The following is a 23875-nucleotide window of genomic DNA, read 5'->3' on the forward strand; positions in this document are numbered from 1 at the left end:
CAGAGGAATTCGTCAAATAACCCTATATTATTATCTTATATGTATGCATTTGACTTCATTTGTAGAACAAAAAACTAGATAGCAAAGACTATCTAGTTTTTCTCGCGAATATATTTTCTAACTTCGGAAATGAAATACAAAGAACCTGTTATGATAAAAACATCATGTTCTCCTATCCTGTCAACCTTTGTATCAATTGCCTCTTTCCAATCTTCAAAAACTAATTTTGACTCTTGTTGTGAATACGATGCAAGCTTGTCAGCAGAAATGGCACGATCAAAGGCAAACGTCGTAAATATTATTTCATCAGCAACTTTTTCTAATTGCCCTACCATGTTATGTAACTGTTTGTCACCAAGAGCAGTAAATAAAACTATTACATTCTTCTTTTTATAATGTGCCTCTACTGTTTTTACAAGACTTTCAATACCTTCTGGATTATGAGCACCATCTATTATAATATCTGGATTACTTTGTAACTTTTCAAATCGACCAATCCAGTATGCTTCTTGTAAGCCAACTTTCATCTCCTCTTCATTAATTAAAAATGATAAATATGTTTTTAAATACATTACTGCCATAAGCGCTAGTGCTGCATTGCCTACTTGGTGAATGCCTTTCATTGAAATCCGAACATTTTCAAACGAGGCAAATGGACAATCAAAATCAAAGTGTTCCCCATCTTTATTAGAATGTTTATGTAGTGTTGTAAACTGTTTTCCAAGTTCATATAAGCTTGCATGATTTTCCTTAGCAACCTTTTGAATTACTTGCAATGCTTCTTCATTTTTCACACCAGTAATAACTGGAACACCAGACTTAATAATCCCTGCCTTTTCATATGCAATTTCTCCTAGTGTATTGCCTAAAATATGCATATGATCGTGGCCGATATTCGTAATAATCGTGAGAACCGGATGAATAACATTTGTAGAATCAAATCTTCCCCCAAGCCCCGTTTCAAATAAAACAACATCACAGAAATTAACTTTACCGAAATAATAAATTGCCATTACTGTAATGATTTCAAACTCAGTCGCTTCTCCTAAGTCCGTCTCATCTAATTTTTCAACGACTGGCTTTACCATATTTACAAGTTCCGCAATCTCTTCATCTGCAATCGGTATTCCGTTTACACTAATACGTTCATTGAATGTTTCTATGTAAGGCGATGTAAACGTTCCTACTTTATATTTCGCGCCTTCTAACATGTAGCGCATATATGTTAAAGTTGAACCTTTTCCATTTGTGCCGGCAAGATGAACACATTTTATATGACGCTCTGGATTTCCGAGTTCTTCTAACATCCATTGCATTCTTTCTAGCCCTGGTTTTATCCCAAATTTCAATCGGCTATGAATCCAGTTTATCGCTTCTTCGTATGTATGTATCACGTTTGCTATTCCCCTTTCAAAAGACAAACTTCTTAATTCTATTATACGCAAAGAAAAGAGACTCACCAATATAGTGAGTCTCTGAAAAACATTTTTATTTCTCAAGATCCGCTAGACGTTGACGAACCGCTTCGCGTTTTTCTAGGTAATCTTGCTCTTTCGCACGCTCTCCGTCAATAACTTCTGCAGGAGCTTTCGCTACGAATCCTTGGTTTGAAAGTTTCTTCTGTACACGTTCTACTTCTTTATCGAACTTCTCAAGTTCTTTTTCAAGACGCGCTTTCTCTTCATCAAGATTGATAAGATCAGCTAACGGTAAGAATAACTCTGCACCTGATACGATTGCAGTCATCGCTTTTTCTGGCGCTTGTAAATCAATCTTAATTGTTAGTTCACTTGGGTTACAGAAACGCTCGATGTAAGAACTGTTTTTCGTAAGCTGAGCTAGTACTACCTCGTCTTTTGCTTTAATTTGCATTTGAACTTTTTTGCTCATTGGTGTATTTACTTCCGCACGGATGTTACGAACAGAGCGAATGATATCAACTAGAAGGTGCATTTCTGCTGCCGCTTCTTTATCTTGTAAATCTTCGCGAACTGTTGGCCATGCTGCTACTGTAATAGACTCGCCTTCATGCGGTAAATGCTGCCAAATTTTCTCTGTTACAAATGGCATGAATGGATGTAATAGACGCATTGTTTGGTCTAATACGTAAGCTAAAATCGAACGAGTTGTTTTCTTAGCTGCTTCATCTTCACCGTATAGTGGAAGTTTCGCCATCTCAATGTACCAGTCACAGAAATCATCCCAAATGAAGTTGTATAATGAACGACCAGCTTCACCGAACTCATATTTATCCATGTTACGTGTTACACTTTCGATTGTTTCGTTTAAGCGAGTTAAAATCCACTTATCTGCAACTGATTTTTCACCAGTTAAATCGATTTCTTCATACTTCATGTCATCCATGTTCATTAATACGAAACGTGATGCGTTCCAAATTTTATTAATGAAGTTCCAAGTAGATTCTACTTTTTCCATGCTGAAACGTAAATCTTGACCTGGTGCACTTCCTGTTGATAAGAAGTAACGCATCGCATCTGCACCGTACTTCTCGATAACATCCATCGGATCAATACCGTTACCAAGAGATTTACTCATTTTACGTCCTTGCTCATCACGAACTAAACCGTGAATTAATACATCTTTAAATGGACGCTCTCCTGTAAACTCTAAACCTTGGAAAATCATACGAGATACCCAGAAGAAGATGATATCATAACCAGTTACTAAAGCATCTGTTGAATAGAACTTTTTAAAGTCTGCTGCATCTTCATTCGGCCAGCCAAGTGTTGAGAATGGCCATAATGCTGAACTGAACCATGTATCAAGCACGTCATTATCTTGATTCCAGTTTTCAAGATCTGCTGGCGCTTCTGTACCTACGTATACTTCACCAGTTTCTTTATGATACCAAGCTGGAATGCGGTGTCCCCACCATAATTGACGAGAAATACACCAGTCATGAATGTTTTCCATCCAGCGTAAGTATGTGTTTTCAAAACGCTCTGGTACGAACGTTACTTTTTCTTCTTCTTTTTGTTGAAGTTCTACCGCTTTTTCTGCAAGTGGAGCCATTTTTACGAACCATTGTGTTGATAAATAAGGCTCAACAACTGCACCGCTACGCTCACTATGACCTACTGAGTGCATATGAGGCTCGATTTCTACTAATACGCCAGCTTCTTGTAAGTCTTTCACTAACTCTTTACGGCATTCGAAACGATCCATACCGTTATACTTACCAGCTTTTTCGTTCATCGTTCCATCTTCGTTCATTACTAAAATACGTGGTAAGTCATGACGGTTACCTACTTCAAAGTCATTCGGGTCATGAGCTGGTGTAATTTTCACAACGCCTGTTCCGAAGTCTTTTTCTACGTATTCATCAGCAATAATCGGAATCTCTCGGCCTACGATTGGAAGTGTAACTGTTTTTCCGATTAAATGTTTGTAGCGATCATCTTCTGGATGAACTGCTACCGCTGTATCACCAAGCATTGTTTCTGGACGAGTAGTTGCAAGGCGAATGTGACCAGAACCGTCTGTTAACGGATAGTTCATATGGTAGAATGCACCTTGAACTTCTTTATGAATTACTTCAATATCAGAAAGAGCTGTGCGTGTTGCTGGATCCCAGTTGATGATATACTCACCGCGATAAATTAAGTCTTTTTCATATAATTGAACGAATACTTTATTAACAGCGTTAGATAAACCTTCGTCTAATGTGAAGCGTTCACGAGAATAGTCTAGTCCTAAACCAACTTTTCCCCATTGTTGACGAATGTGAGAAGCGTATTCTTCTTTCCATTCCCAAGCTTTTTCAAGGAATTTCTCACGACCAAGATCGTAACGTGAAATACCTTCTTCACGAAGTTTTCCTTCTACCTTCGCTTGCGTTGCGATACCAGCATGGTCCATTCCTGGAAGCCATAATACATCGTAACCTTGCATACGCTTTGTACGAGTTAAAATATCTTGAAGCGTCGTATCCCAAGCGTGACCTAAGTGTAACTTACCAGTTACGTTCGGAGGTGGAATTACAATTGTATATGGTTGTTTCTTCTCATCTCCTGTTGCTTCGAAATATTTGCCTTCAAGCCACCACTTGTAAAGGCCTTCTTCAACGGACATATGATCATATTTAGTTGGTAAATTATTTTCCGTGTTTGACATTATTTTCCCTCCTTAAAATAAAAAATGCCCCTCATCCAAAAAAGGACGAGGGACATCGCGGTACCACCTTTATTTACAAACAAATTCAGAATTTGCTTATACTCTTAATTTGATAACGGACAAATCCGTCTTTTCCTAATAAGAATCATTCCGTTCAGAAAAGATGCTCCAGGGCTACCTTCTAACATAACTATCTAGAGAACCTCCCAGCCAATGGTTCCCCTCTCTGAAGACGTTTCATGTTATACTCTTCCCCTTCAATGCATTTATGTGATTGTTAATTATTATATACAATAGTGTAAAAAACGAAACCTTATTCGTCAAGATAAATTTGAAACTACGGCTTTTATCTCTTTATGGAACTAATAAAAAAAGATAAGCAGGGTTCTCCCTACTTATCTTCTTTATCCGTTCCCTTGCTGGGCAGCTTGTAATTGCGAAAGGAAATATTCTGTATTACTAATGAGCCAATGCGATTGCTGCAGAATTTTTACCCCGCGAAGCTCATTTTCTTCATTACGACTCTTTCTTCTTTTCGTATACGACTGAATTTGCCGAATAAAATGCGACGGGTACGTCATATACGCAAACATAAGAAGCTGCTCCTCTTTCGTAAATGGAAAATTTTTTTGATACATTTGATACCATTCAAAGCGGTCGCTCCGCGCAATTGGATATGTGTTCAAAGACCTTGAATAAAAGCTGACGATATCCTGTACCGGTGTAGCAAACTGAGACTTTTCTAAACTAATAAAATAACCGTTTCGTTCATAATCAAATAAAAAGTGATTAAGCGATACATTTCCATGAACGAAAGTAGTACGTGTTTTTTCCTTTTCTTTCATTGCATCATGCCATTCACTTAATTGTTTCGTTGCGAACTCACGTGCTCTCATAGCGTGGTGATAATACGTACAATATTGTAATTCAAATGGAGACATATACCACTTCGCTTCTGATTCTACAAGAAACTCTTCTAATATCTCACCATCATTTTCCCAACGGTCGGATATATTTGTATAATGTTTTTCTAAATCTTCTTCTGTATAAGTCTCCTCTTTCACCGTTTTTTGATGCAACGTCCCGAGCGTTTGAAACATCTTATGGTATTGATCATTATCTTCGCCATTTCCTTCCGCACGTTCTAACCAAGGCATTAAATAATAGCTATACGCCCCATCACTTAAAACATAATTCCCGTCCGTCGTGTGATAGATAGGTACATAATTCGAAAAACCTTTCTCCTTCAAATATTGAATATGGTGTAAAAAATTATTCCGCTCTAATTTTCTATCTTGTATTTTCTTTAACGCATACGGACCTTGATTCGTATAAATTTTCATTACACTTCCGTGCTCTTCCATATGCTGAGTGTCCAATCTATATTGCCTCACAATGGGTTCATAGCGATTTCGTAATTCAATATCCATACGAATAACCCTTTCTTATTCAAAACATAGCTTCTAGGAAAAGAAAAGAGGTGAGTGAAAAAACTCACTCACTTATTTCACTGTTGCTTTTGAAACAGGAATATATATAATTTGCCCTGTAGTTAAATATATATCTTCTGATTGATTTACACGATATAAGCTTTGTACAGTCGTTTCATAACGTTCTGCAACCGATTCAATTGTATCTCCTTCTTGTACGAAGTACATTCTTAACTTCGTAAATTCTTCTTCTGGTTCTTTCGTAAATAATTTCGTTAAATAAAGTGCATTTTCATCTCGCTGTGAATATGCTTCTTCCTCTGGCTCTTCCTGCTTTTTCGCTTTTTCTTTCTTGAAATTTTTCCGCCCGAACAATTCAAATTGTGGCGTCTTTTCTTGCTCCTCTTCACGCTCCACAAGTTCATGTTCTTCTAATTCCTCTTCTTCTATTTCTTGCTCTTTTCTTTCTTCTAACTGAAACGGCTCAAATGCATAATCTTCCCATCCATCTGATTCTTTATAGGCTGGTACCTCTTCGTGCGGCGCAGGTCTACTTTCATCTTCTTCAGCTGAATCAGCTTCCAACTCGGCATACACAGTCTCTTCCTCTTCATCCTCGGTTCTTTCTTCGTCACATAAACCTGTAATAGATATATCCGCTAATAGTTGTAAGCAACCATTTTCCTTTAATTCATAATCAAATTCCTCGATTGATACATATAATTCTTCAATTACTTTCACTCGATTTCTTGGAATTGATATTTCGAGCGGAAAGGAATGGACAAGCTCATTAACCCCGTCTGCCCTTGTTTCTACATAATCAATTGCCTTTGCTGGTGATAGCTCTCTTAATGAATAAGCTGAATCATCTTGCCTTGCAACATACTCTCCCGTTAAATCTAATTGCCCCCTCACGATAACTTCATGATCGAGCTCCTCTATCTCAACGTCTGGATCTAACGAAATTGACAAAAGTTCTTCGACTTCCTGTCCCTTCTGGAACCAAACAGATTCTTTTAATGAAAATCGTAATGAATGATCTGTTGCCACTTCTTTTCCCCCTCCCAAACTATATGTCATTACAGATTTATGTTCCCTAAGGCTACTTTATGAATAAAAAAAATCGCTCCCCTAATGGAAAGCGATTTTCTCTAAGAAATTATGCTTTTAATTTTGACATTGCAATTTCGGCCGCCGCAATTGTCGCCTCAATATCTGCATCACCATGTGCTGTCGATAAGAATAAACCTTCAAATTGAGAAGGTGGTAAAAATACACCTTGTTCTACCATTTCACGATAGTAAGCTGCAAAGAATTCTAAGTTTGAAGATTTTGCTGCATCATAATTAATAACTTGCTCATCTGTAAAGAAAATACCAATCATAGAACCTGCACGATTAATGTGATGCGGGATATTATGCTTTTCAGCTGCCTTACGTAGTCCAGCCTCTAACATTTCTGCTTTACGCTCAAATTCCACATATGATTCTGGCGTTAACTGCACTAACGTTTCATAACCTGCTGTCATTGCAAGTGGATTACCCGATAATGTTCCAGCTTGATAAATCGGTCCGCTTGGTGCAACTTGACGCATAATCTCTGCCTTCCCACCGTATGCTCCTACCGGCAAGCCACCACCGATTACTTTACCTAAACAAGTTAAGTCAGGAGTTACACCGTAGTAACCTTGTCCACAATTATAAGCAACACGGAATCCTGTCATTACTTCATCAAAAATAAGTAGTGCACCGTTTTGCTCTGTCACTTCACGAAGTCCTTCTAAAAACCCTGGTTGAGGGGGAACAACACCCATATTCCCTGCCACTGGTTCTACAATTATACAAGCGATGTCATCACCGAATTGTTCGAAAGCATATTTTACACTTTCTAAATCGTTATACGCTACTGTAATCGTATTTTTCGCTACACCTTCTGGTACACCAGGGCTATCTGGTAAACCTAGCGTTGCTACACCCGAACCTGCTTTAATCAATAAAGAATCACCATGACCGTGATAACAACCAATGAATTTCAAAATTTTGTTACGTCCAGTGTAACCACGAGCTAAACGTAGCGCGCTCATTGTCGCCTCTGTTCCAGAGTTAACCATACGCACAATCTCAATTGATGGTACACGCTCGATAACAAGCTGCGCTAATTTATTTTCAATTTCTGTTGGTGCACCAAAGCTTGTTCCTTTTTCAGCAACAGCTTTTAAAGCCTCAACAACACGATCATTCGCATGACCATGAATTAAAGGTCCCCACGATAATACGTAATCGATGTATTCATTCCCATCGATATCATATACTTTAGAGCCTTTTCCGCGCTCCATAAACAGCGGATTCATACCAACAGACTTAAAAGCACGGACAGGGCTGTTTACGCCTCCAGGCATTAAATTTTGAGCCTCTTCAAACGCCGCAATCGATTTATCAAATTTTTTCATTATTTAGCGCCTCCTTCTTGTAACCATCTTGCTGCATCTTTTGCATGATACGTAATAATTAAGTCTGCTCCTGCGCGTTTCATGCTAATTAATTTCTCAAGTACAACTTCTTTTTCATTAATCCAACCATTTTGTGCTGCTGCTTTAATCATCGAATATTCACCACTTACGTTATAAGCAACGACTGGTAAGTTAAAGTTATTTTTCACATCACGAACGATATCTAGATAAGAAAGAGCTGGCTTTACAATTAAGAAGTCGGCCCCTTCCATTACATCTGATTCTGCTTCACGGAATGCTTCCATACGGTTCGCTGGGTCCATTTGATATGTTTTACGGTCACCAAACTGCGGTGCACCATGTGCTGCATCACGGAACGGTCCGTAAAATGCTGATGAATATTTCACAGCGTACGACATAACTGGTACGTGCGCGAAACCATTTTCATCTAATGCATGGCGAATTGCTGTTACGAATCCGTCCATCATGTTAGATGGTGCAATAATGTCTGCCCCTGCTTTCGCTTGACTTACAGCTGTTTTTGCAAGAGCTGCAAGAGACTCATCATTTAAAATAACGCCATCTTCAATAACACCGCAATGACCATGGCTTGTAAATTGACATAAACATGTATCTGCAACTACTACTAGCTCTGGGAACTCATCTTTAATTTGCTTAATTGCACGCTGTACAATTCCATGCTCACAATATGCCGATGATCCAACTTCGTCCTTTTCAGCAGGTAAACCAAATACAATAACAGAACGAATACCTAAATCAACGACCTCTTGCATTTCAGCTTGCAATAAATCTAAAGACATTTGATATACGCCTGGCATAGAAGGAACTTCATTACGAGTATTTTCTCCTTCTAATACAAAAATAGGGTAAATAAAATCTTCTGTATGTAAAAATGTTTCACGTACAAGCGCACGCATGCCCCCGCTTTGTCTTAAACGACGATGACGATTAAATTGTAAAGAATTCATAGATTTCTATCCCCATTCTTTTATTTTATAGATTCACAAATGCATTGCAGTAATGCTTCTACAGTGTACTCTTTTGGCACAATAACATGTGAAAAATAGAGGTTCGCCTCTTTTTCCGTAATAGGCCCTATACAAGCAATTGTACATTTTTTCGTCCATTCTCTCCAGTTTGTACCCTCAAGTAAACGAACAAAACTATCAACAGTTGAAGGGCTCGTAAATGTAATAATATTTACTTCCCCTAATTTCAATGCTGTTATAAGTTCTTGTTTTTTCTCTACATTCACCTTCGTACCATATACAATTAACTCATCTAGAAAAACACCAAACTCCCTAAGTTTAACCGGGATTACATCTCTTGCTAAATTCCCTTTCGGAAATAAAATACGCTCGTTTCCACTTAACTCTTTTAGAAACTCTTCGGCAAATGTTTCTGCAACAAACGAGGTCGGAACAAAATGAACTTGATAGCCCCTTTTTTCTAACTCTAATTTTGTTTTCACGCCTACCGCAGCGATTTTAATAGTTAATGGTATTTTTGTTTCTAAACCATCTAGAAAAAAAGCTACACCATTTTTACTCGTGAAAATAACCCAGTCATACGAATGTAGCTGCCCTGCTATGTGTTGAATTTGCCTATGAGACGTACCTTCCATACGCAAAAGCGGAATTTCCAATGGAATTCCGCTCCTTTCTTTCACTGCTACACTCATTTGTTTCGCTTGGTGCTGGGCACGTGTAATCAATACTGTTTTGCCAGCGAGAGCGTTCATATTTATTGTTGCTCCTTATTTGCAGCAAGGATGAGCTCTTTTGCTCCTTGTTTAATTAAACGGTCCGCAGCCTCTAATCCAACTTGCTTCGGATCATTACCTACTACTATCTCTTTCAATAAAACAGAACCGTCCATAGAACCGACAAGCGCTGTTAATTCGATTGCATCATTTTCTTTAAGAGTTGCATATCCAGCGATTGGAACTTGGCATCCACCTTCAAGTTTATGAAGAAATACTCGTTCAGCAGCCACTGTTCTTTCTGTTACTGCATCATTAATATGCGCTAACAACTGAAGTAAATCCGTATCATCCTCACGACATTCAATCGCTAATGCACCTTGTCCTACGGCTGGTACACATAACGTTTCATCTAAATGTTCTGTAATAACTTCTCCGTCCCAGCCCATTCTCTGTAATCCAGCTGTCGCTAAAATAATTGCATCGTAATCTTCATCTTTTAACTTACGTAAGCGTGTATCGATATTCCCGCGAATCCATTTCACTTGTAAATCTGGTCTCGCAGCTAGTAGTTGTGCACTACGTCTCAAACTACTCGTTCCTAAGATCGCGCCTTCTGCTAAGTCTTTAAACGATTCTCCGTTTTTAGAAATAAAAGCATCACGAGGGTCAACGCGCTTTGGCGTACAACCAATCGTTAATCCATCTGGAAGTACAGCTGGCATATCTTTCATACTATGTACAGCCATATCAATTTCTTTCGTAAGTAACGCATGTTCAATTTCCTTTACAAATAAACCTTTTCCGCCTACTTTTGAAAGAGTAACATCTAAAATAACATCACCTTTTGTGACGATTTCTTTCACTTCAAATTCATATGGTAAACCAAGCGCTTTTAATTGATCAATAAACCAATTAGTTTGTGTTAATGCTAGTTTACTCTTTCGTGAACCTACAATAATTTTGCGCATAATTCTCTCTCCTCATTATAAATACCAAAAGTGGAAATTAGATAAACTGCTTAATAGAAAAATGTTAACTAGCATTACGAGAAATGCCCCGATATTCCACTGCACAATTTTCTTACCTTGCAACACATCTGCTGCTCGTAAATATAAGCCCACGCAATATACAAATAGAACGACAAAAGACCCAATTACTTTCGTATCATACCAATGGAAATTATCCAATTTTGTATATCCCCATATGCATCCTAATATAATTGCTAATAAGAAAAACGGAACAGAAAATAAATTTAATCCGTAAGACATAGATTCAAGCTTCGGCAAATTTCCTAATCTTCTTAATCTCGCATTCCACTTTTTCTTTTTTAATAGTCGGTATTGCAATAAATACATAATAGAAAAAATAAACGATACAGTAAACGTTGCATAAGAAATAATCGCCATACCGACATGCACGTATACAAGTTCTGAAACTAATTGCTCTGCAAGTACTGGCGACATCTTCCCGAGCGGTGTAAAAATAGAAAAAGCGCTTACGCCAAATGCTACAACATTTGTAAAAAAGACTAAAAAGTCAATACGCATAAATCGATTAATGACTAATGACATCGTAATCAATAACCAAACATAAAAATAAATCCCTGATAATAAAGTTAAAATAGGATTCGTTTCTGAATCTGTAGCCCTAAGCAACATAAAGATAGACTGCAGAACCCATACAATCGAAAGTAACCAAAAAGCAAAGCGGTTCGCCTTTCGGTTACTTTGGAAATAATCTATAAAATATAAACTAATGCTACAAGCATATAAAATAATTGCAATATGATAAATAATACTGTTATTTAAAAAACTCATCCGATCATCCTTCCAAGTTATAAAGATGGAACGGATGGTGTCCACGCTCTTTTATGTTCTACTTCTTCCGTATTTCCCGCTTCTTCCACTTCTAAATCAAAAATCTTCGCAAATAAAGCTAATTTTTCGCCAGCTCCCTCTTCAACAGCTAATTCTTTAGCTACTAAAATTGGGTCTTTTAACAATTGGTTAATAATACTTTTCGTATGTTTACTAATTACTTTTTTCTCACGATCACTAAGGTTTGGTATTTTTCGCTCAAGACTTTCCATCGTATCACTTTGAATTGCTAGCGCTTTATCACGAAGAGCTGATATTAACGGTACAACACCTAGCGTACTTAACCACGTTTTAAATAAAACCATTTCTTCTTCAATCATAAATTGAATTTTCTCTGCTTCTTTTAAACGTTCAGCACGGTTTGCTTCAACTACACCTTGCAGATCGTCGATATCATATAAGAAAGAGCCTTCTAATTCATCAATCGCTGGATCAATATCACGTGGTACTGCAATATCAACCATAAATAACGGACGACCAGAGCGCATTCTCTCTACTTTTGTCATCATTTCTTTCGTAATGACATATTCTGATGCACCCGTTGAACTAATTAAAATATCCGCTTCTAATAATGCACATTGCAATTCACTTAAAGGCTTTGCATGTCCCATATATTTCTCAGCCATCACTTCCGCTTTCGTAAGCGTCCTATTCATAACCGTTACTTTACGAGCTCCACTTCCGTATAAGTTTTGCAGTGCAAGTTCACCCATCTTACCCGCACCAAGAATAAGTACATGACAATCTGTTAAATCGCCAAATATTTTCTTTCCGAGCTCAACAGCAGCATAACTAACAGACATCGCACTTTCACCAATCGTTGTTTCTGAGTGCGCACGTTTTGCTAACGTAACCACTTGCTTAAACAACTCATTAAAAATTGTACCTGTCGCTTTTACTTGTTGTGCTTCTAAAAAGCTATCTTTTATTTGACCTAAAATTTGCGTCTCTCCAACAACCATAGAATCCAAACCGCACGTTACGCGGAATAAATGATCTATTGCGCCATCTTGTTCAAAAATAGACAAGTATGGTGCGATTTCTTCTATTTCAAGCTGAAACCAATCAGCTAAAAACTTCTTAATGTAATACCGTCCCGTGTGTAATTGATCGACAACAGCGTAAATCTCAGTGCGATTACAAGTTGATACAATGACATTTTCTAGCACGCTCTTTTGGTTTTGTAATGTAGTCATTGCTTGCTCTAGCTCTGCTGCCTGAAATGTGAGTTTCTCACGAAATTCTACAGGGGCTGTTCGATAATTTACACTAACAACAAGAATATGCACGCAGCATGTCCCCCTTCACCCGTTTTATCACTTTATCTACTATCATAATACAACTTTCCTCTTATGAATCTGACAATCGTGTGAACAACTGATTATTTTTTATTTATTCTCCATATGTAATAAAGGAGCTTCAGTAAGATTAATAAAGAACTTTCTACTTTCTACTTTATAATAATTATAAAATAACAACTCTATTTGTACGTTACCAAAAAAAGTCCTCATAATCAAGTGATGGAAACTATTCCATATTAATTATAACATCATCTTTTCTATCTTCTTTCATCATGAAGGAAAATATGTATGATTGTTCCAAAATATAGTACTCACTTTCTCGATGCAATGCATTTGACATTGTATTTCTTTTTCGTTATATTGGTTTTACAAAATTAAATTGTGCACAATTTAAAAATACAAGGAGTTGCCTATGAAAGAAAATCCTTTGCATCTAGATAACCAACTTTGTTTTTCTATTTACGCTTGTTCTAGAGAGGTTACCCGTTTTTACCGCCCCTATTTAGAAGAAATGGGCATTACGTATCCCCAGTACATTACTTTACTCGTACTCTGGGAACAAGACGGACTAACAGTAAAAGAAATTGGAGAACGTCTATTTTTAGATTCTGGTACTTTAACACCTATGTTAAAACGTATGGAATCATTAAAACTTGTACAACGTGTTCGTTCAAAAGAAGACGAGCGAAAAGTTTGTATTGAATTAACAAAACAAGGTAAAGATTTAAAAGAAATAGCTTGTTCATTACCAACAACGATGGCTACAAATTTAGGCATTACAGAGCAAGAATATCATTCTTTATTAATCCAATTAAACACGTTAATTGAAACAATGAAAAAAATTAATGACAGAAAAGGGGAATAAACATGGATAAATTATATACTGCTTCAGTAACAGCAACAGGTGGAAGAAACGGTAAGGTAGTTTCAGATGATGGCATATTAAATCTTGATGTAAAAATGCCAAAAGCACTAGGTGGCGCAGGCGGAGAAGCAACAAATCCAGAACAATTATTTGCAGCTGGTTATGCAGCTTGCTTTGATAGTGCATTACAACTTGTAATTCGTACAAAACGTATGAAGGTGGAAAGTACAGAAGTGACTGCACACGTTTCTATCGGTAAAGATACAGATGGTGGTTTCGGACTATCTGCTGTACTTGACGTACATGTTGCTGGTGTTTCTCATGCCGAAGCACAAGAACTTGTAGAAGCCGCTCACGGTGTATGTCCTTACTCTAAAGCAACAAGAGGAAATATTGAAGTTACATTAAACGTACGCTAAAAGTTTAGTAAATAAAAAAAAAACGCGCGACATTCGTCACGCGTTTTTTGTTTTTGTCATTTTATGAATTGCTTTCCATGCTTCTTCTTTTCCAAGTCCTGTTTCAGAAGAGAATAGAACGATTTCATCGCCAATTTCAACAGCAAGCGTTTCTTTTACAACTTTTAAATGCTTTTGCCATTTCCCTTTCGGAATTTTATCGGCTTTCGTTGCAATAATAATTGTTGGGATTTCATAATGCTTTAAGAAATCATACATCATAATGTCATCTTTTGTTGGTTGGTGACGTAAATCAACTACTAATACAGCTGCGTCTAATTGCGTACGTGTTGTAAAGTAAGTTTCAATCATTCTGCCCCATGCCGCGCGCTCTGTTTTAGATACTTTCGCATATCCATAACCTGGAACGTCAACAAAATGCATCATTTCATTGATTAAGAAAAAGTTCAGCGTTTGCGTTTTTCCTGGTTTAGAAGAAATACGTACTAACTTTTTACGATTTAAAATTTTATTAATAAAGGAAGACTTCCCGACATTAGAACGACCTGCTAAGGCAATTTCTGGTAAATCACTGTCTGGATATTGTTCCGGTTTAACGGCACTAATTACAATATCTGCTTTTGTTACTTTCATTGTTTCACTCCTACTAATGCGTGCTCCAATACTTCGTCTAAATGAGATGCAAGCACAAACGTAAGGTTTTCTTTTACGCTCTCTGGAATATCATCTAAATCTTTCTCATTTTCCGCCGGTAAAATAATTTTTGTTAATCCCGCGCGGTGAGCACTTAATGTTTTTTCTTTCAAACCACCAATCGGTAATACACGACCACGAAGTGTAATTTCACCTGTCATACCAACTTCTTTACTTACAGGAATACCTGTTAGTGCAGAAATAAGTGCCGTTGCCATCGTAATACCTGCTGATGGTCCATCTTTTGGAACTGCTCCTTCTGGAACATGAATATGAATATCGTTTTTCTCATGGAAATCCGGATCAATATGAAGTTCTTCTGCACGAGAACGAATATAGCTAAACGCGGCTTGTGCGGATTCTTTCATAACATCCCCAAGTTTCCCTGTTAAAATTAATTTCCCTTTTCCTGGCGCTACAGACACTTCAATTGCAAGTGTATCGCCGCCCGCTGCTGTGTAAGCTAAACCTGTTGCCATACCAACTTGGTCTGTTTTTTCAGCTTGACCATAACGGAATATATGCTTACCAAGTAAATCAACAATATTTTTCTCTGTTACAACAATGCGCTTGCGTTCTGCTGTAACGATAATTTTTGCTGCTTTACGGCAAACTTTTGCAATTTGACGCTCTAACGTACGAACACCAGCCTCGCGTGTATAATAACGAATAATTTCAAGAAGCGCTTCATCACGTACTTGCAAATTACCTTTTCGCAAACCGTGCTCTTTTAATTGTTTCGGCAATAAATGCTCACGAGCAATGTGCACCTTTTCAAGTTCTGTATAACCAGCAATTGAAATGATTTCCATACGGTCAAGCAATGGGCCCGGAACACTTGCAAGTGTATTAGCAGTTGCAACGAACATAACTTTCGATAAATCATATGGCTCTTCAATGTAATGATCACTGAAGTTATGGTTTTGTTCTGGATCTAACACTTCAAGTAACGCCGCTGATGGGTCTCCCCTGAAATCGTTAGACATTTTATCAATCTCATCTAATAAGAAGACTGGATTAACTGTTTTCGCCTTCTTCATACCTTGAATAATACGTCCTGGCATCGCTCCTACATATGTACGACGGTGACCACGAATTTCAGATTCATCACGCACACCACCAAGAGAAACACGTACAAAATTACGGTTTAACGATGTTGCGATAGAACGAGCTAACGAAGTTTTCCCAACCCCAGGAGGTCCTACTAGACAAAGAATTGGCCCTTTTAATGAATTCGTTAACTTCTGTACAGCTAAATATTCAAGTACTCGCTCTTTCACTTTTTCAAGACCGTAATGATCTTTATTTAAAATTTCTTCCGAATGAGTGAGGTCAATCATATCCTCTGTTGCTGTTGTCCATGGGAGAGCTAATAACCAATCAATATAATTATGAATGACACCACTCTCAGCAGAACTTACAGGTAATTTTTCATAACGATCTAATTCTTTCAGTGCAGCCTTCATTGTTTCTTCAGGCATTCCCGACTGTTCAATTTTCTCACGAAGTTCTTCAACTTCCCCGCCCTTGCCTTCTTTATCACCAAGTTCAGTTTGAATTGCCTTCATTTGCTCACGTAAGAAATATTCTTTTTGCGTGCGCTCCATTGAACGTTTCACTTTTTGTCCAATTTTCTTTTCTAGGCTAAGTAACTCTTGTTCATCTTGAATAATTGAAATAAGTGTATGTAGTCGTTCTTTCACAGATACAATCTCTAAAATCTCTTGTTTCTGCTTCGTTTTAATCGGTAAGTGAGAAGCAATTAAATCAGCTAGTCTTCCCGGTTCTTCTACATCAGCTACCGTTGCAAATGTTTCATTTGAAACTTTTTTCGAAACTTTAATATATTGTTCGAAATGCTCCAGTAACGTACGCATAAGAGCCTTCTCTTCTAAATCATCTTCTACTTCTTCCGTTACCGTTTTAATAGAAACTTGCACTATATTTTCTTCTTCGATAAACTCTACTACTTCTGCTCTATGTAAACCTTCTACAAGGACACGAAGCGTACCGTTCGGCAATTTTAACATTTGCTTCACTTTCGCCACTGTACCTACACTATATATGTCATCTTCTTTCGGATCGTCGATATTCATTTCTTTTTGCATTGCTAAAAAGATGATATTTTCATCCATTGCCGCCTGCTCTAGTGCTTGTATCGATTTATCACGTCCTACATCAAGATGCAGAACCATCGTTGGATATACGAGAATGCCTCTTAATGGTAGGAGGGGCACAATTCTTTCATTCGTATTCATACTAGACATAGCACCTCCATAATAAATTAAACTCCTGTTCAACTATTTTATATTACAATACATCTAGATGCAATTGCAGAGATTCTTCGCAATTGTTAATCCCCTGTTTTTTTGTGCCTCACGAAAAGAAAAAAGACTCCGCTTAAGCATACAAACTTAAACGAAGTCTGGCAAATTTTTATTATTGTATATTCTCACATTGATTGTGCATCTGTTTCGTCCAAATCATTATGTGCATCAAGCTCACGATGCATATTTTCCTGCATAAATGTTAATTCAAATACTTCTTTTAATTTGCGAACAGGAATGATCTCAATTCCCTTTATTGTATACAAAAATGGTTGCATGTTTTCAGCCGGAATGATGACTTTCTTAGCTCCCGCTTTTTTCGCAGCTTTTATTTTTGCGTACACACCACCAATAGGCTTCACTTCTCCGTGGATACTTATCTCACCTGTCATCGCTACTTCATTATTCACATACGTACGATGCACTGCTGAATAGACACCTGTTGCCATAGCAATACCTGCTGAAGGACCATCAATCGGGATACCACCAGGAAAATTAATATGTATATCATACCCTTCTGGCAACACATCTAGAGAACGAAGTACTGTTAACACATTATCAACAGAACCTTTCGCCATACTTTTACGGCGGATTGATTTCGTTTGATTTCCAATACTTTCCTCTTCTACAATTCCAGTGACATTTACTGATCCTTTATCTTTCGCAGGAATAGCTGTTACCTCAATTTCTAATAACGCACCTGTATTCGGCCCATATACAGCAAGCCCGTTCACAAGACCGATTCTCGGAATTGGATAAATACGTTTTTCGTACTTTGGTGTAAGCTGACTAGAATGAACAACCCATTCAATATCTTCATCTTTAATGAAAGGTCGTTCTTCATTTATCGCCATACCAGCAGAAATTTGCACGAGATTAATTGCTTCTCGCCCATTTCTTGCATACATTCCAATCATTTCGATACCGTTCTCACCTACTTGCATCTCCACTTTGTCAGCTGCATTTTTCGCTACTTTTTGAATTTCTTCTGTATCTAACTCACGGAAGAACACTTCTAAACAACGCGACCTAATTGCAGGAGGAATTTCCTCTGGTGAACGTGTCGTTGCACCAACTAAGCGAAAATCTGCAGGTAAACCTTTTTGAAAAATATCATGTATATACGTTGGAATCATCGAATTTTCTTCACTATAATACGCACTTTCCAAAAACACTTTCCGATCTTCTAACACTTTTAGCATTTTATTCATTTGAATTGGATGTAATTCACCAATCTCATCAATGAACAAAATACCACCATGCGCATCTGTTACAGCCCCTTTTTTCGGTTGCGGGATACCCGCTTGTCCCATTGCACCTGCTCCTTGATAAATCGGATCATGCACTGAACCAATTAATGGATCCGCAATACCACGCTCATCAAACCTAGCTGTCGTCGCATCAAGTTCGATAAATGTTGCATTTGTACGAAATGGAGATTTCGGATTTCGTTTCGCTTCTTCTAATACAAGGCGTGCTGCCGCTGTCTTTCCGACACCTGGCGGACCGTATATGATCACATGTTGCGGATTAGGACCACAAAGAGCCGCTTTTAACGACTTAATCCCGTCTTCTTGCCCTACAATGTCTATAAAGGATGTAGGACGTACCTTTTCCGCAAGCGGCTCTGTTAAAGAAACCTCACGCATTTTACGAAGCTGCTCTAATTCTTTTTTCGATTCTCGATCAATTGAAACTTTTTGTGTTCGCTGATTTCGAAGTAAATGCCAAAAATACAATCCGACAATTACGCCAAAAACAAGTTGAACAAGTAAAAATATATTTGTCCAGCTCATAATTCATTTCCTCCCGCTATGTTTTACCTTTTAGTATTTCCTGGGAGGAATAGTGCTAAACATAAAGAAAAACAGCAATTATAAAAATTGCTGTTTCTTCTTCGCATTATGCAGATGTTTTTGTATCAAGTACAGTACCGTCTTGTAACACCAATTTCGGCGGTTCATTATCAGCTACTGTTTCTTTCGTAAGAATACACTTCTCGATATCTTTGCGAGATGGAAGTTCGAACATTACATCAAGCATCAAGCCTTCAATAATAGAACGAAGTCCACGAGCACCTGTTTTACGTTCAATTGCTTTTTTCGCAATCTCAACTAGTGCACCTTCTTCAAACTCTAACTCAACATCGTCAAGCTCCAATAATTTTTGGAATTGCTTAACAAGTGCATTTTTCGGTTTAGTTAAAATATCTACAAGAGCATCTTCATCAAGCGGCTCTAGGTTCGCAATAACTGGAAGACGACCGATAAACTCCGGAATTAAACCGAATCTTAAAAGATCCTCTGGTAAAACGTGAGATAAAACATGCTTCTCATTTACATCAGCATTTTTCTTCTCAGCACCAAATCCAATTACTTTCTCACCAAGGCGACGTTTAATAATAGGCTCGATGCCATCAAACGCTCCACCACAAATGAATAGGATGTTCGTTGTATCAATTTGAATAAACTCTTGATGCGGGTGCTTACGACCACCTTGAGGTGGAACGCTCGCTACAGTACCTTCTAAAATTTTCAGAAGTGCCTGCTGTACACCTTCACCAGATACATCACGTGTAATTGATGGATTTTCGGACTTACGTGCCACTTTATCAATCTCATCAATATAAATAATTCCTTTTTCCGCTTTTTCTACATCGTAATCAGCCGCTTGAATTAGTTTTAGTAAGATGTTTTCTACATCTTCCCCAACGTATCCAGCTTCTGTTAAAGATGTTGCGTCCGCGATTGCAAATGGAACATTTAAAATACGCGCTAATGTTTGTGCCAATAATGTTTTACCACTACCAGTTGGCCCAATAAGTGAAATATTACTCTTCGCTAATTCTACATCATCAATTTTGCTGTTAGAATTAATGCGTTTGTAATGGTTATATACCGCTACCGCTAGTGCTTTTTTCGCGTTATCTTGTCCGATGACATACTCATCTAAGATTTCACGAATTTCTACCGGTTTCGGTACATCTTTGAATTCTACTTCTTCGTCCTTCGCAAGCTCCTCTTGTACAATTTCAGTACAAAGCTCGATACACTCGTCACAAATGTAAACACCTGGACCTGCAACTAACTTTCGAACTTGCGTTTGTGTTTTACCACAGAAAGAACATTTTAATTGACCTTTTTCATCATTAAATTTAAACATATTTTCACACCCCTTACAAAGTGCTAACCTCTTGCCTTCGTATGTACACGATAAATGTATCGTATGTAAATACATATTATGTCACTACGTAGCGAGAAATACAAATAATATGACTAGTTATGTACAAATAAAAAAATTTTAAAACTTTTGAAATATGTATATTCGACTTACAAAGGCACTTTTCCTTCTTCATCGAAAAGTTTTATAAATATATTTCTATATTTATAAAACAAGGCACGATTAAAATCGCGCCTTGTTATTTTATTATGCAGCGTTGTCTACTAAGAAGTCTACAGCTTTACGCACTTTAAGATCTTCAGATAAAGCGTCTACGCTTCCAAGAGCTTGCTTGATAGCGTCTACTGGCATACCGTACATTTCAGCCATTTTTTCAACTTCTGCAGTTACTTCTTCTTCAGTAACTTCGATGTTTTCAGCTTCAATGATAGCTTCAAGAACAAGATTGATTCTTACACGTTTTTGTGCATCCTCTTTCATTTGCTCTTTTAATTTGTCAGCGTCAGTACCTGTGAATTGGTAGTAAAGCTCAAGGTTCATACCTTGTTGGCTTAAACGTTGCTCGAATTCACGAACCATACGATCTAACTCAGTGTCGATCATAGCTTCTGGAATGTCGATTTCAGCGTTAGCAGCAGCTAATTCTACTACTTCGTCACGTACTTTGTGCTCAGCTTCGTGCTTTTTGCCTTCTTCTAAGTTTGTACGAAGTTTTGTTTTTAATTCATCAAGAGTTGCAACTTCTTCGTCAGCATCTTTAGCGAACTCGTCGTTTAACTCAGGAAGTTCTTTTGTTTTGATTTCGTGAATTGTTACTTTGAATGTTGCTGGTTTACCAGCTAATTCAGCAGCATGGTACTCTTCTGGGAATGATACTTCAACTTCTTTAGAATCACCAGATTTAAGACCAATTACTTGCTCTTCGAAACCTGGGATGAAAGTACCAGAACCGATTGCAAGAGAATAGTTTTCGCCTTTTCCGCCTTCAAATGCTTCGCCATCAACGAAACCTTCGAAGTCGATTACAGCTGTATCACCATCTGCAGCAGTTCCGTCTTCTTTAACAACTAGTTCAGCTTGACGCTCTTGTAAAGCTTTTACTTCGTTCTCTACATCCTCGTCAGTTACAGTTGTTTCAACTTTTTCTACTGCTAAACCTTTGTAATCACCTAATTTAACTTCAGGTTTTACAGTAACTTTTGCAGTGAAAATTAAGTTTTGGCCTTTTTCGAATTTCTCGATGTCAATCTCAGGATGAGCAACTGGGAAGATACCAGCTTCATCGATTGCTTCACCGTATGCTTTTGGTAAGATGATATCTAAAGCATCTTGGTATAAAGATTCAATACCAAAGCGTTGTTCGAATAATGGACGAGGCATTTTCCCTTTACGGAAACCTGGTACATTAATTGTTTTTACTACTTTTTTGAATGCAGCGTCGATAGAGTTATTTACTTCTTTAGCATCAACTTCGATTGTTAAAACGCCAACGTTACCTTCTAATTTTTCCCATTTTGTAGACATTTATTCTTTCCCTCCAACTATAATAATGTATGCACATACCTCTATAGATCAAAATTTTTATTATCTCTTTCTTGAAATAACAAATGTACAAATAACCCTCTAGCAAAAAGCTTTCAGATACAATGTTCCAATCTACTAATTGTCTAAAAGACAACTACGGTATATTTTGTTCGAGACTAATATGAAACATATTAAGTAAGAGAATTATACTCCTCTTCTCTTACAAACAGGCAGATTTCTGCCTTTTGCAACCCTTACATTATAACATAGAATGTGCTCGTTTCAATAACTGAACGATTCTTTTTCATAATTATACGGGCAAATACCCTTCTCTTTCAATGCGCAGTAACCATTGATAGGCAATATGAAATTCCTCAAACTCAATATTGTACGCTGTCATAAGTTCTTCTTCATCAATAGCCAATCCGAAACGCTTTCTTCCAATTCTCTCTAAGACAGCAGCCCAAATTTCTACTTTATCCATTAATAGAGGGAACGGAAAAATGCTAATTTGTAATTCTTTCCAGTATGTAACCATCGTACTAAATATATCTGGATAATTTTGCTCTAATCGGTTTGAGAATTTATGTATAATTTTATCGGATTGCTCCTCATTATGACCTGTAAATGCTGGAATCACCTTTATCGTATTTCCAAACTTCTCTACTTCTATCTCTTCTTCTATTTGATTTTCTACCATTTTATAAAAAATAGAAGTTTTTAAATAAGGGTGCTGATCTTCGTCTATTAAAAATTTCTTTAAAGTAGGAAGTGCGAGATCCAGGTCTTTTAACGAAAGTTTCTGGATCACTCTTAGCTTTTGACCAAAGTTTTCTCCAAAAAGCCCATCGGTAAATTCTTCTAATTCAAAATTCGAATCCACTAGCGGTGTATCTTCTTCATTCAGCATCCCTTGTGCAAACAAAGCAAGCTGCGCCAATTTTTCCTTTTGCTCAGGAATTATATCTTTCGTTTGCAAAACTTCCTCAACAGTTTCAATGACACCTTCATAATCATTTGTTTGAACTAAAATAGTTACATACGTTTCAAGAATATCACCAAATAATACAGCTCCTGTTTCAAGCAACTGCTCACATTTTTCTTTCGCTTCTTCCATACGTTTTAATTCTAGCAAACAAATAACGGAAGCTAATTCTGTTTGTTCCGTTTCTGCATTATACTGACGTAATATTTCAAAGCAGCGCAATGCATCTTCGAATTCCCGCTCTTTCAACGCTAAAAAACCTTTATCAATATAGCGTTCTGATAGTTGCGGAAACAATACGACCGTATTTTCTTTTTTATCCATACGTCCGCCTCTTTTTCTAGATTTTAATGATCTTCAAAGTAAATATATCAAATGCGTAATGAGAACACAACATTCCAAAATTATTTATTTGAAATATAGGAATATTCTATTTTCATAACAAAAAAGCAACAAACTTCTAAATGAAATTCATTTTTCACAAACAAAAACCCTCAGCAACAGACGGCAGAGGGTTCATCATTAATGGAAAGCTTTTATAATTGTGGGGTATATAACAAGGGTAATAATTTGGAGAACAATAATTGCCATAACAATCATGCTAAAATAGAAGATTGGTTTACTTCGCTTCATTAAAAACATAATAATAAGCATCGTACAAGCAAACAAACTTAAAAAGAACAAACTCGTTGTCGAACTAAGTATACCACTTGGGACAAAGAACAATAAAACTACACTACAAGTACCTATAATTCCAAATAACCATTCCATTCATTCACTCATTCCCTTTCCCTCTCATGGCAGTTTTTTCTACGCTACTAAATGTTTTACAACATCAATTACATATGTTAACTTTTCATACGCCACAAACCCAAAAGCTACTGTTAAACCCGTTACGATTAATCCTTTCATCATCTCTTCCTCCTCATTTATCGTTGTTATCTTCATTATATAAGATTAGTAAT

General features: G+C 37.2%; 19 protein-coding genes and 1 other annotated feature. Of the genes, 2 read left to right on the forward strand and 17 right to left on the reverse strand.

Translation table 11 applies throughout. The features are described 5' to 3' along the window. Positions 1-92: 92 nt before the first annotated feature. From DN408_RS07720 to hemA, 10 genes are all read right to left on the reverse strand, one after another. Positions 93-1394: a bifunctional folylpolyglutamate synthase/dihydrofolate synthase gene (locus DN408_RS07720; RefSeq protein WP_002129261.1), complete on the reverse strand. Its 1302-nt coding sequence runs from the start codon at positions 1392-1394 to the stop codon at positions 93-95. A 94-nt stretch (positions 1395-1488) separates the two neighbouring features. Further along, on the reverse strand, positions 1489-4134 hold the full coding sequence (locus DN408_RS07725) for a valine--tRNA ligase (protein ID WP_002129263.1): 2646 nt from the start codon (positions 4132-4134) through the stop codon (positions 1489-1491). Between the two features lie 38 nt (positions 4135-4172). Further along, positions 4173-4404, reverse strand: a binding site (T-box leader). A gap of 134 nt (positions 4405-4538) precedes the next feature. Next, complete coding sequence (gene ysxE, locus DN408_RS07730) at positions 4539-5564, reverse strand: spore coat protein YsxE (protein WP_002129265.1); 1026 nt, start codon at positions 5562-5564, stop codon at positions 4539-4541. A 72-nt stretch (positions 5565-5636) separates the two neighbouring features. After that, positions 5637-6644 (reverse strand): stage VI sporulation protein D, encoded by a 1008-nt coding sequence (gene spoVID / locus DN408_RS07735; RefSeq protein WP_002015360.1) that lies wholly within the window; start codon positions 6642-6644, stop codon positions 5637-5639. Positions 6645-6723: 79 nt separating this feature from the next. Continuing rightward, positions 6724-8013, reverse strand: coding sequence for a glutamate-1-semialdehyde 2,1-aminomutase (hemL, locus tag DN408_RS07740; RefSeq protein WP_147740042.1), 1290 nt, complete (start codon positions 8011-8013; stop codon positions 6724-6726). After that, on the reverse strand, positions 8013-9002 hold the full coding sequence (gene hemB, locus DN408_RS07745) for a porphobilinogen synthase (protein ID WP_002015358.1): 990 nt from the start codon (positions 9000-9002) through the stop codon (positions 8013-8015). Before hemB ends, hemL begins: the two co-directional genes overlap by 1 nt. 20 nt (positions 9003-9022) lie before the next feature. Beyond that, the gene (gene hemD / locus DN408_RS07750; RefSeq protein ID WP_002129270.1) at positions 9023-9775 is read right to left on the reverse strand and encodes a uroporphyrinogen-III synthase; all 753 of its coding nucleotides are present in this window, start codon (positions 9773-9775) and stop codon (positions 9023-9025) included. Positions 9776-9777: 2 nt separating this feature from the next. Then, positions 9778-10707 (reverse strand): hydroxymethylbilane synthase, encoded by a 930-nt coding sequence (hemC, locus tag DN408_RS07755; RefSeq protein WP_002034194.1) that lies wholly within the window; start codon positions 10705-10707, stop codon positions 9778-9780. Between the two features lie 15 nt (positions 10708-10722). Continuing rightward, a complete protein-coding gene (locus tag DN408_RS07760) occupies positions 10723-11556 on the reverse strand; it encodes a cytochrome c biogenesis protein (protein WP_002015354.1) in 834 nt (277 codons plus the stop codon). Between the two features lie 17 nt (positions 11557-11573). After that, positions 11574-12905: a glutamyl-tRNA reductase gene (hemA, locus tag DN408_RS07765; RefSeq protein ID WP_002129273.1), complete on the reverse strand. Its 1332-nt coding sequence runs from the start codon at positions 12903-12905 to the stop codon at positions 11574-11576. A 424-nt stretch (positions 12906-13329) separates the two neighbouring features. On the opposite strand from hemA, the gene DN408_RS07770 reads away from it, so the two are divergent. Then, on the forward strand, positions 13330-13782 hold the full coding sequence (locus DN408_RS07770; RefSeq protein WP_002034199.1) for a MarR family winged helix-turn-helix transcriptional regulator: 453 nt from the start codon (positions 13330-13332) through the stop codon (positions 13780-13782). A gap of 2 nt (positions 13783-13784) precedes the next feature. Next, on the forward strand, positions 13785-14201 hold the full coding sequence (locus tag DN408_RS07775; RefSeq protein WP_002015349.1) for an organic hydroperoxide resistance protein: 417 nt from the start codon (positions 13785-13787) through the stop codon (positions 14199-14201). Between the two features lie 36 nt (positions 14202-14237). Here DN408_RS07775 and yihA read toward each other — a convergent pair whose 3' ends face one another. From yihA to DN408_RS07810, 7 genes are all read right to left on the reverse strand, one after another. Beyond that, a complete protein-coding gene (gene yihA, locus DN408_RS07780) occupies positions 14238-14834 on the reverse strand; it encodes a ribosome biogenesis GTP-binding protein YihA/YsxC (protein WP_002088829.1) in 597 nt (198 codons plus the stop codon). Then, positions 14831-17161 carry an endopeptidase La gene (lon, locus tag DN408_RS07785; RefSeq protein WP_002034201.1) on the reverse strand — a complete coding sequence of 777 codons (2331 nt, stop codon included), beginning with the start codon at positions 17159-17161 and terminating at the stop codon, positions 14831-14833. The genes yihA and lon overlap by 4 nt, the downstream gene beginning before the upstream one ends. Positions 17162-17346: 185 nt before the next feature. After that, complete coding sequence (lonB, locus tag DN408_RS07790) at positions 17347-19017, reverse strand: ATP-dependent protease LonB (RefSeq protein ID WP_002034202.1); 1671 nt, start codon at positions 19015-19017, stop codon at positions 17347-17349. A 106-nt stretch (positions 19018-19123) separates the two neighbouring features. Beyond that, the gene (clpX, locus tag DN408_RS07795) at positions 19124-20383 is read right to left on the reverse strand and encodes an ATP-dependent protease ATP-binding subunit ClpX (RefSeq protein WP_000472285.1); all 1260 of its coding nucleotides are present in this window, start codon (positions 20381-20383) and stop codon (positions 19124-19126) included. Positions 20384-20647: 264 nt separating this feature from the next. Further along, positions 20648-21925, reverse strand: coding sequence for a trigger factor (tig, locus tag DN408_RS07800; protein ID WP_002015345.1), 1278 nt, complete (start codon positions 21923-21925; stop codon positions 20648-20650). 310 nt (positions 21926-22235) lie between these two features. Beyond that, positions 22236-23234: a hypothetical protein gene (locus DN408_RS07805; RefSeq protein WP_078178160.1), complete on the reverse strand. Its 999-nt coding sequence runs from the start codon at positions 23232-23234 to the stop codon at positions 22236-22238. Between the two features lie 198 nt (positions 23235-23432). Continuing rightward, a complete protein-coding gene (locus tag DN408_RS07810) occupies positions 23433-23681 on the reverse strand; it encodes a hypothetical protein (RefSeq protein ID WP_001983650.1) in 249 nt (82 codons plus the stop codon). Positions 23682-23875: the final 194 nt, after the last annotated feature.

The organism is Bacillus sp. AR13-1 (genome assembly GCF_008042285.1).
Classification (GTDB): Bacteria; Bacillota; Bacilli; order Bacillales; family Bacillaceae_G; genus Bacillus_A; species Bacillus_A mycoides.

Excerpts from the sequence above, each read along its gene's own strand:
- DN408_RS07725 (WP_002129263.1), bottom strand. The coding sequence starts at position 4,134 with ATGTCAAACACGGAAAATAATTTACCAACTAAATATGATCATATGTCC.
- ysxE (WP_002129265.1), bottom strand. The coding sequence starts at position 5,564 with ATGGATATTGAATTACGAAATCGCTATGAACCCATTGTGAGGCAATAT.
- spoVID (WP_002015360.1), bottom strand. The coding sequence starts at position 6,644 with ATGACATATAGTTTGGGAGGGGGAAAAGAAGTGGCAACAGATCATTCA.
- hemL (WP_147740042.1), bottom strand. The coding sequence starts at position 8,013 with ATGAAAAAATTTGATAAATCGATTGCGGCGTTTGAAGAGGCTCAAAAT.
- hemB (WP_002015358.1), bottom strand. The coding sequence starts at position 9,002 with ATGAATTCTTTACAATTTAATCGTCATCGTCGTTTAAGACAAAGCGGG.
- hemD (WP_002129270.1), bottom strand. The coding sequence starts at position 9,775 with ATGAACGCTCTCGCTGGCAAAACAGTATTGATTACACGTGCCCAGCAC.
- hemC (WP_002034194.1), bottom strand. The coding sequence starts at position 10,707 with ATGCGCAAAATTATTGTAGGTTCACGAAAGAGTAAACTAGCATTAACA.
- DN408_RS07760 (WP_002015354.1), bottom strand. The coding sequence starts at position 11,556 with ATGAGTTTTTTAAATAACAGTATTATTTATCATATTGCAATTATTTTA.
- DN408_RS07770 (WP_002034199.1), top strand. The coding sequence starts at position 13,330 with ATGAAAGAAAATCCTTTGCATCTAGATAACCAACTTTGTTTTTCTATT.
- DN408_RS07775 (WP_002015349.1), top strand. The coding sequence starts at position 13,785 with ATGGATAAATTATATACTGCTTCAGTAACAGCAACAGGTGGAAGAAAC.
- yihA (WP_002088829.1), bottom strand. The coding sequence starts at position 14,834 with ATGAAAGTAACAAAAGCAGATATTGTAATTAGTGCCGTTAAACCGGAA.
- lon (WP_002034201.1), bottom strand. The coding sequence starts at position 17,161 with ATGTCTAGTATGAATACGAATGAAAGAATTGTGCCCCTCCTACCATTA.
- lonB (WP_002034202.1), bottom strand. The coding sequence starts at position 19,017 with ATGAGCTGGACAAATATATTTTTACTTGTTCAACTTGTTTTTGGCGTA.
- clpX (WP_000472285.1), bottom strand. The coding sequence starts at position 20,383 with ATGTTTAAATTTAATGATGAAAAAGGTCAATTAAAATGTTCTTTCTGT.
- tig (WP_002015345.1), bottom strand. The coding sequence starts at position 21,925 with ATGTCTACAAAATGGGAAAAATTAGAAGGTAACGTTGGCGTTTTAACA.
- DN408_RS07805 (WP_078178160.1), bottom strand. The coding sequence starts at position 23,234 with ATGGATAAAAAAGAAAATACGGTCGTATTGTTTCCGCAACTATCAGAA.
- DN408_RS07810 (WP_001983650.1), bottom strand. The coding sequence starts at position 23,681 with ATGGAATGGTTATTTGGAATTATAGGTACTTGTAGTGTAGTTTTATTG.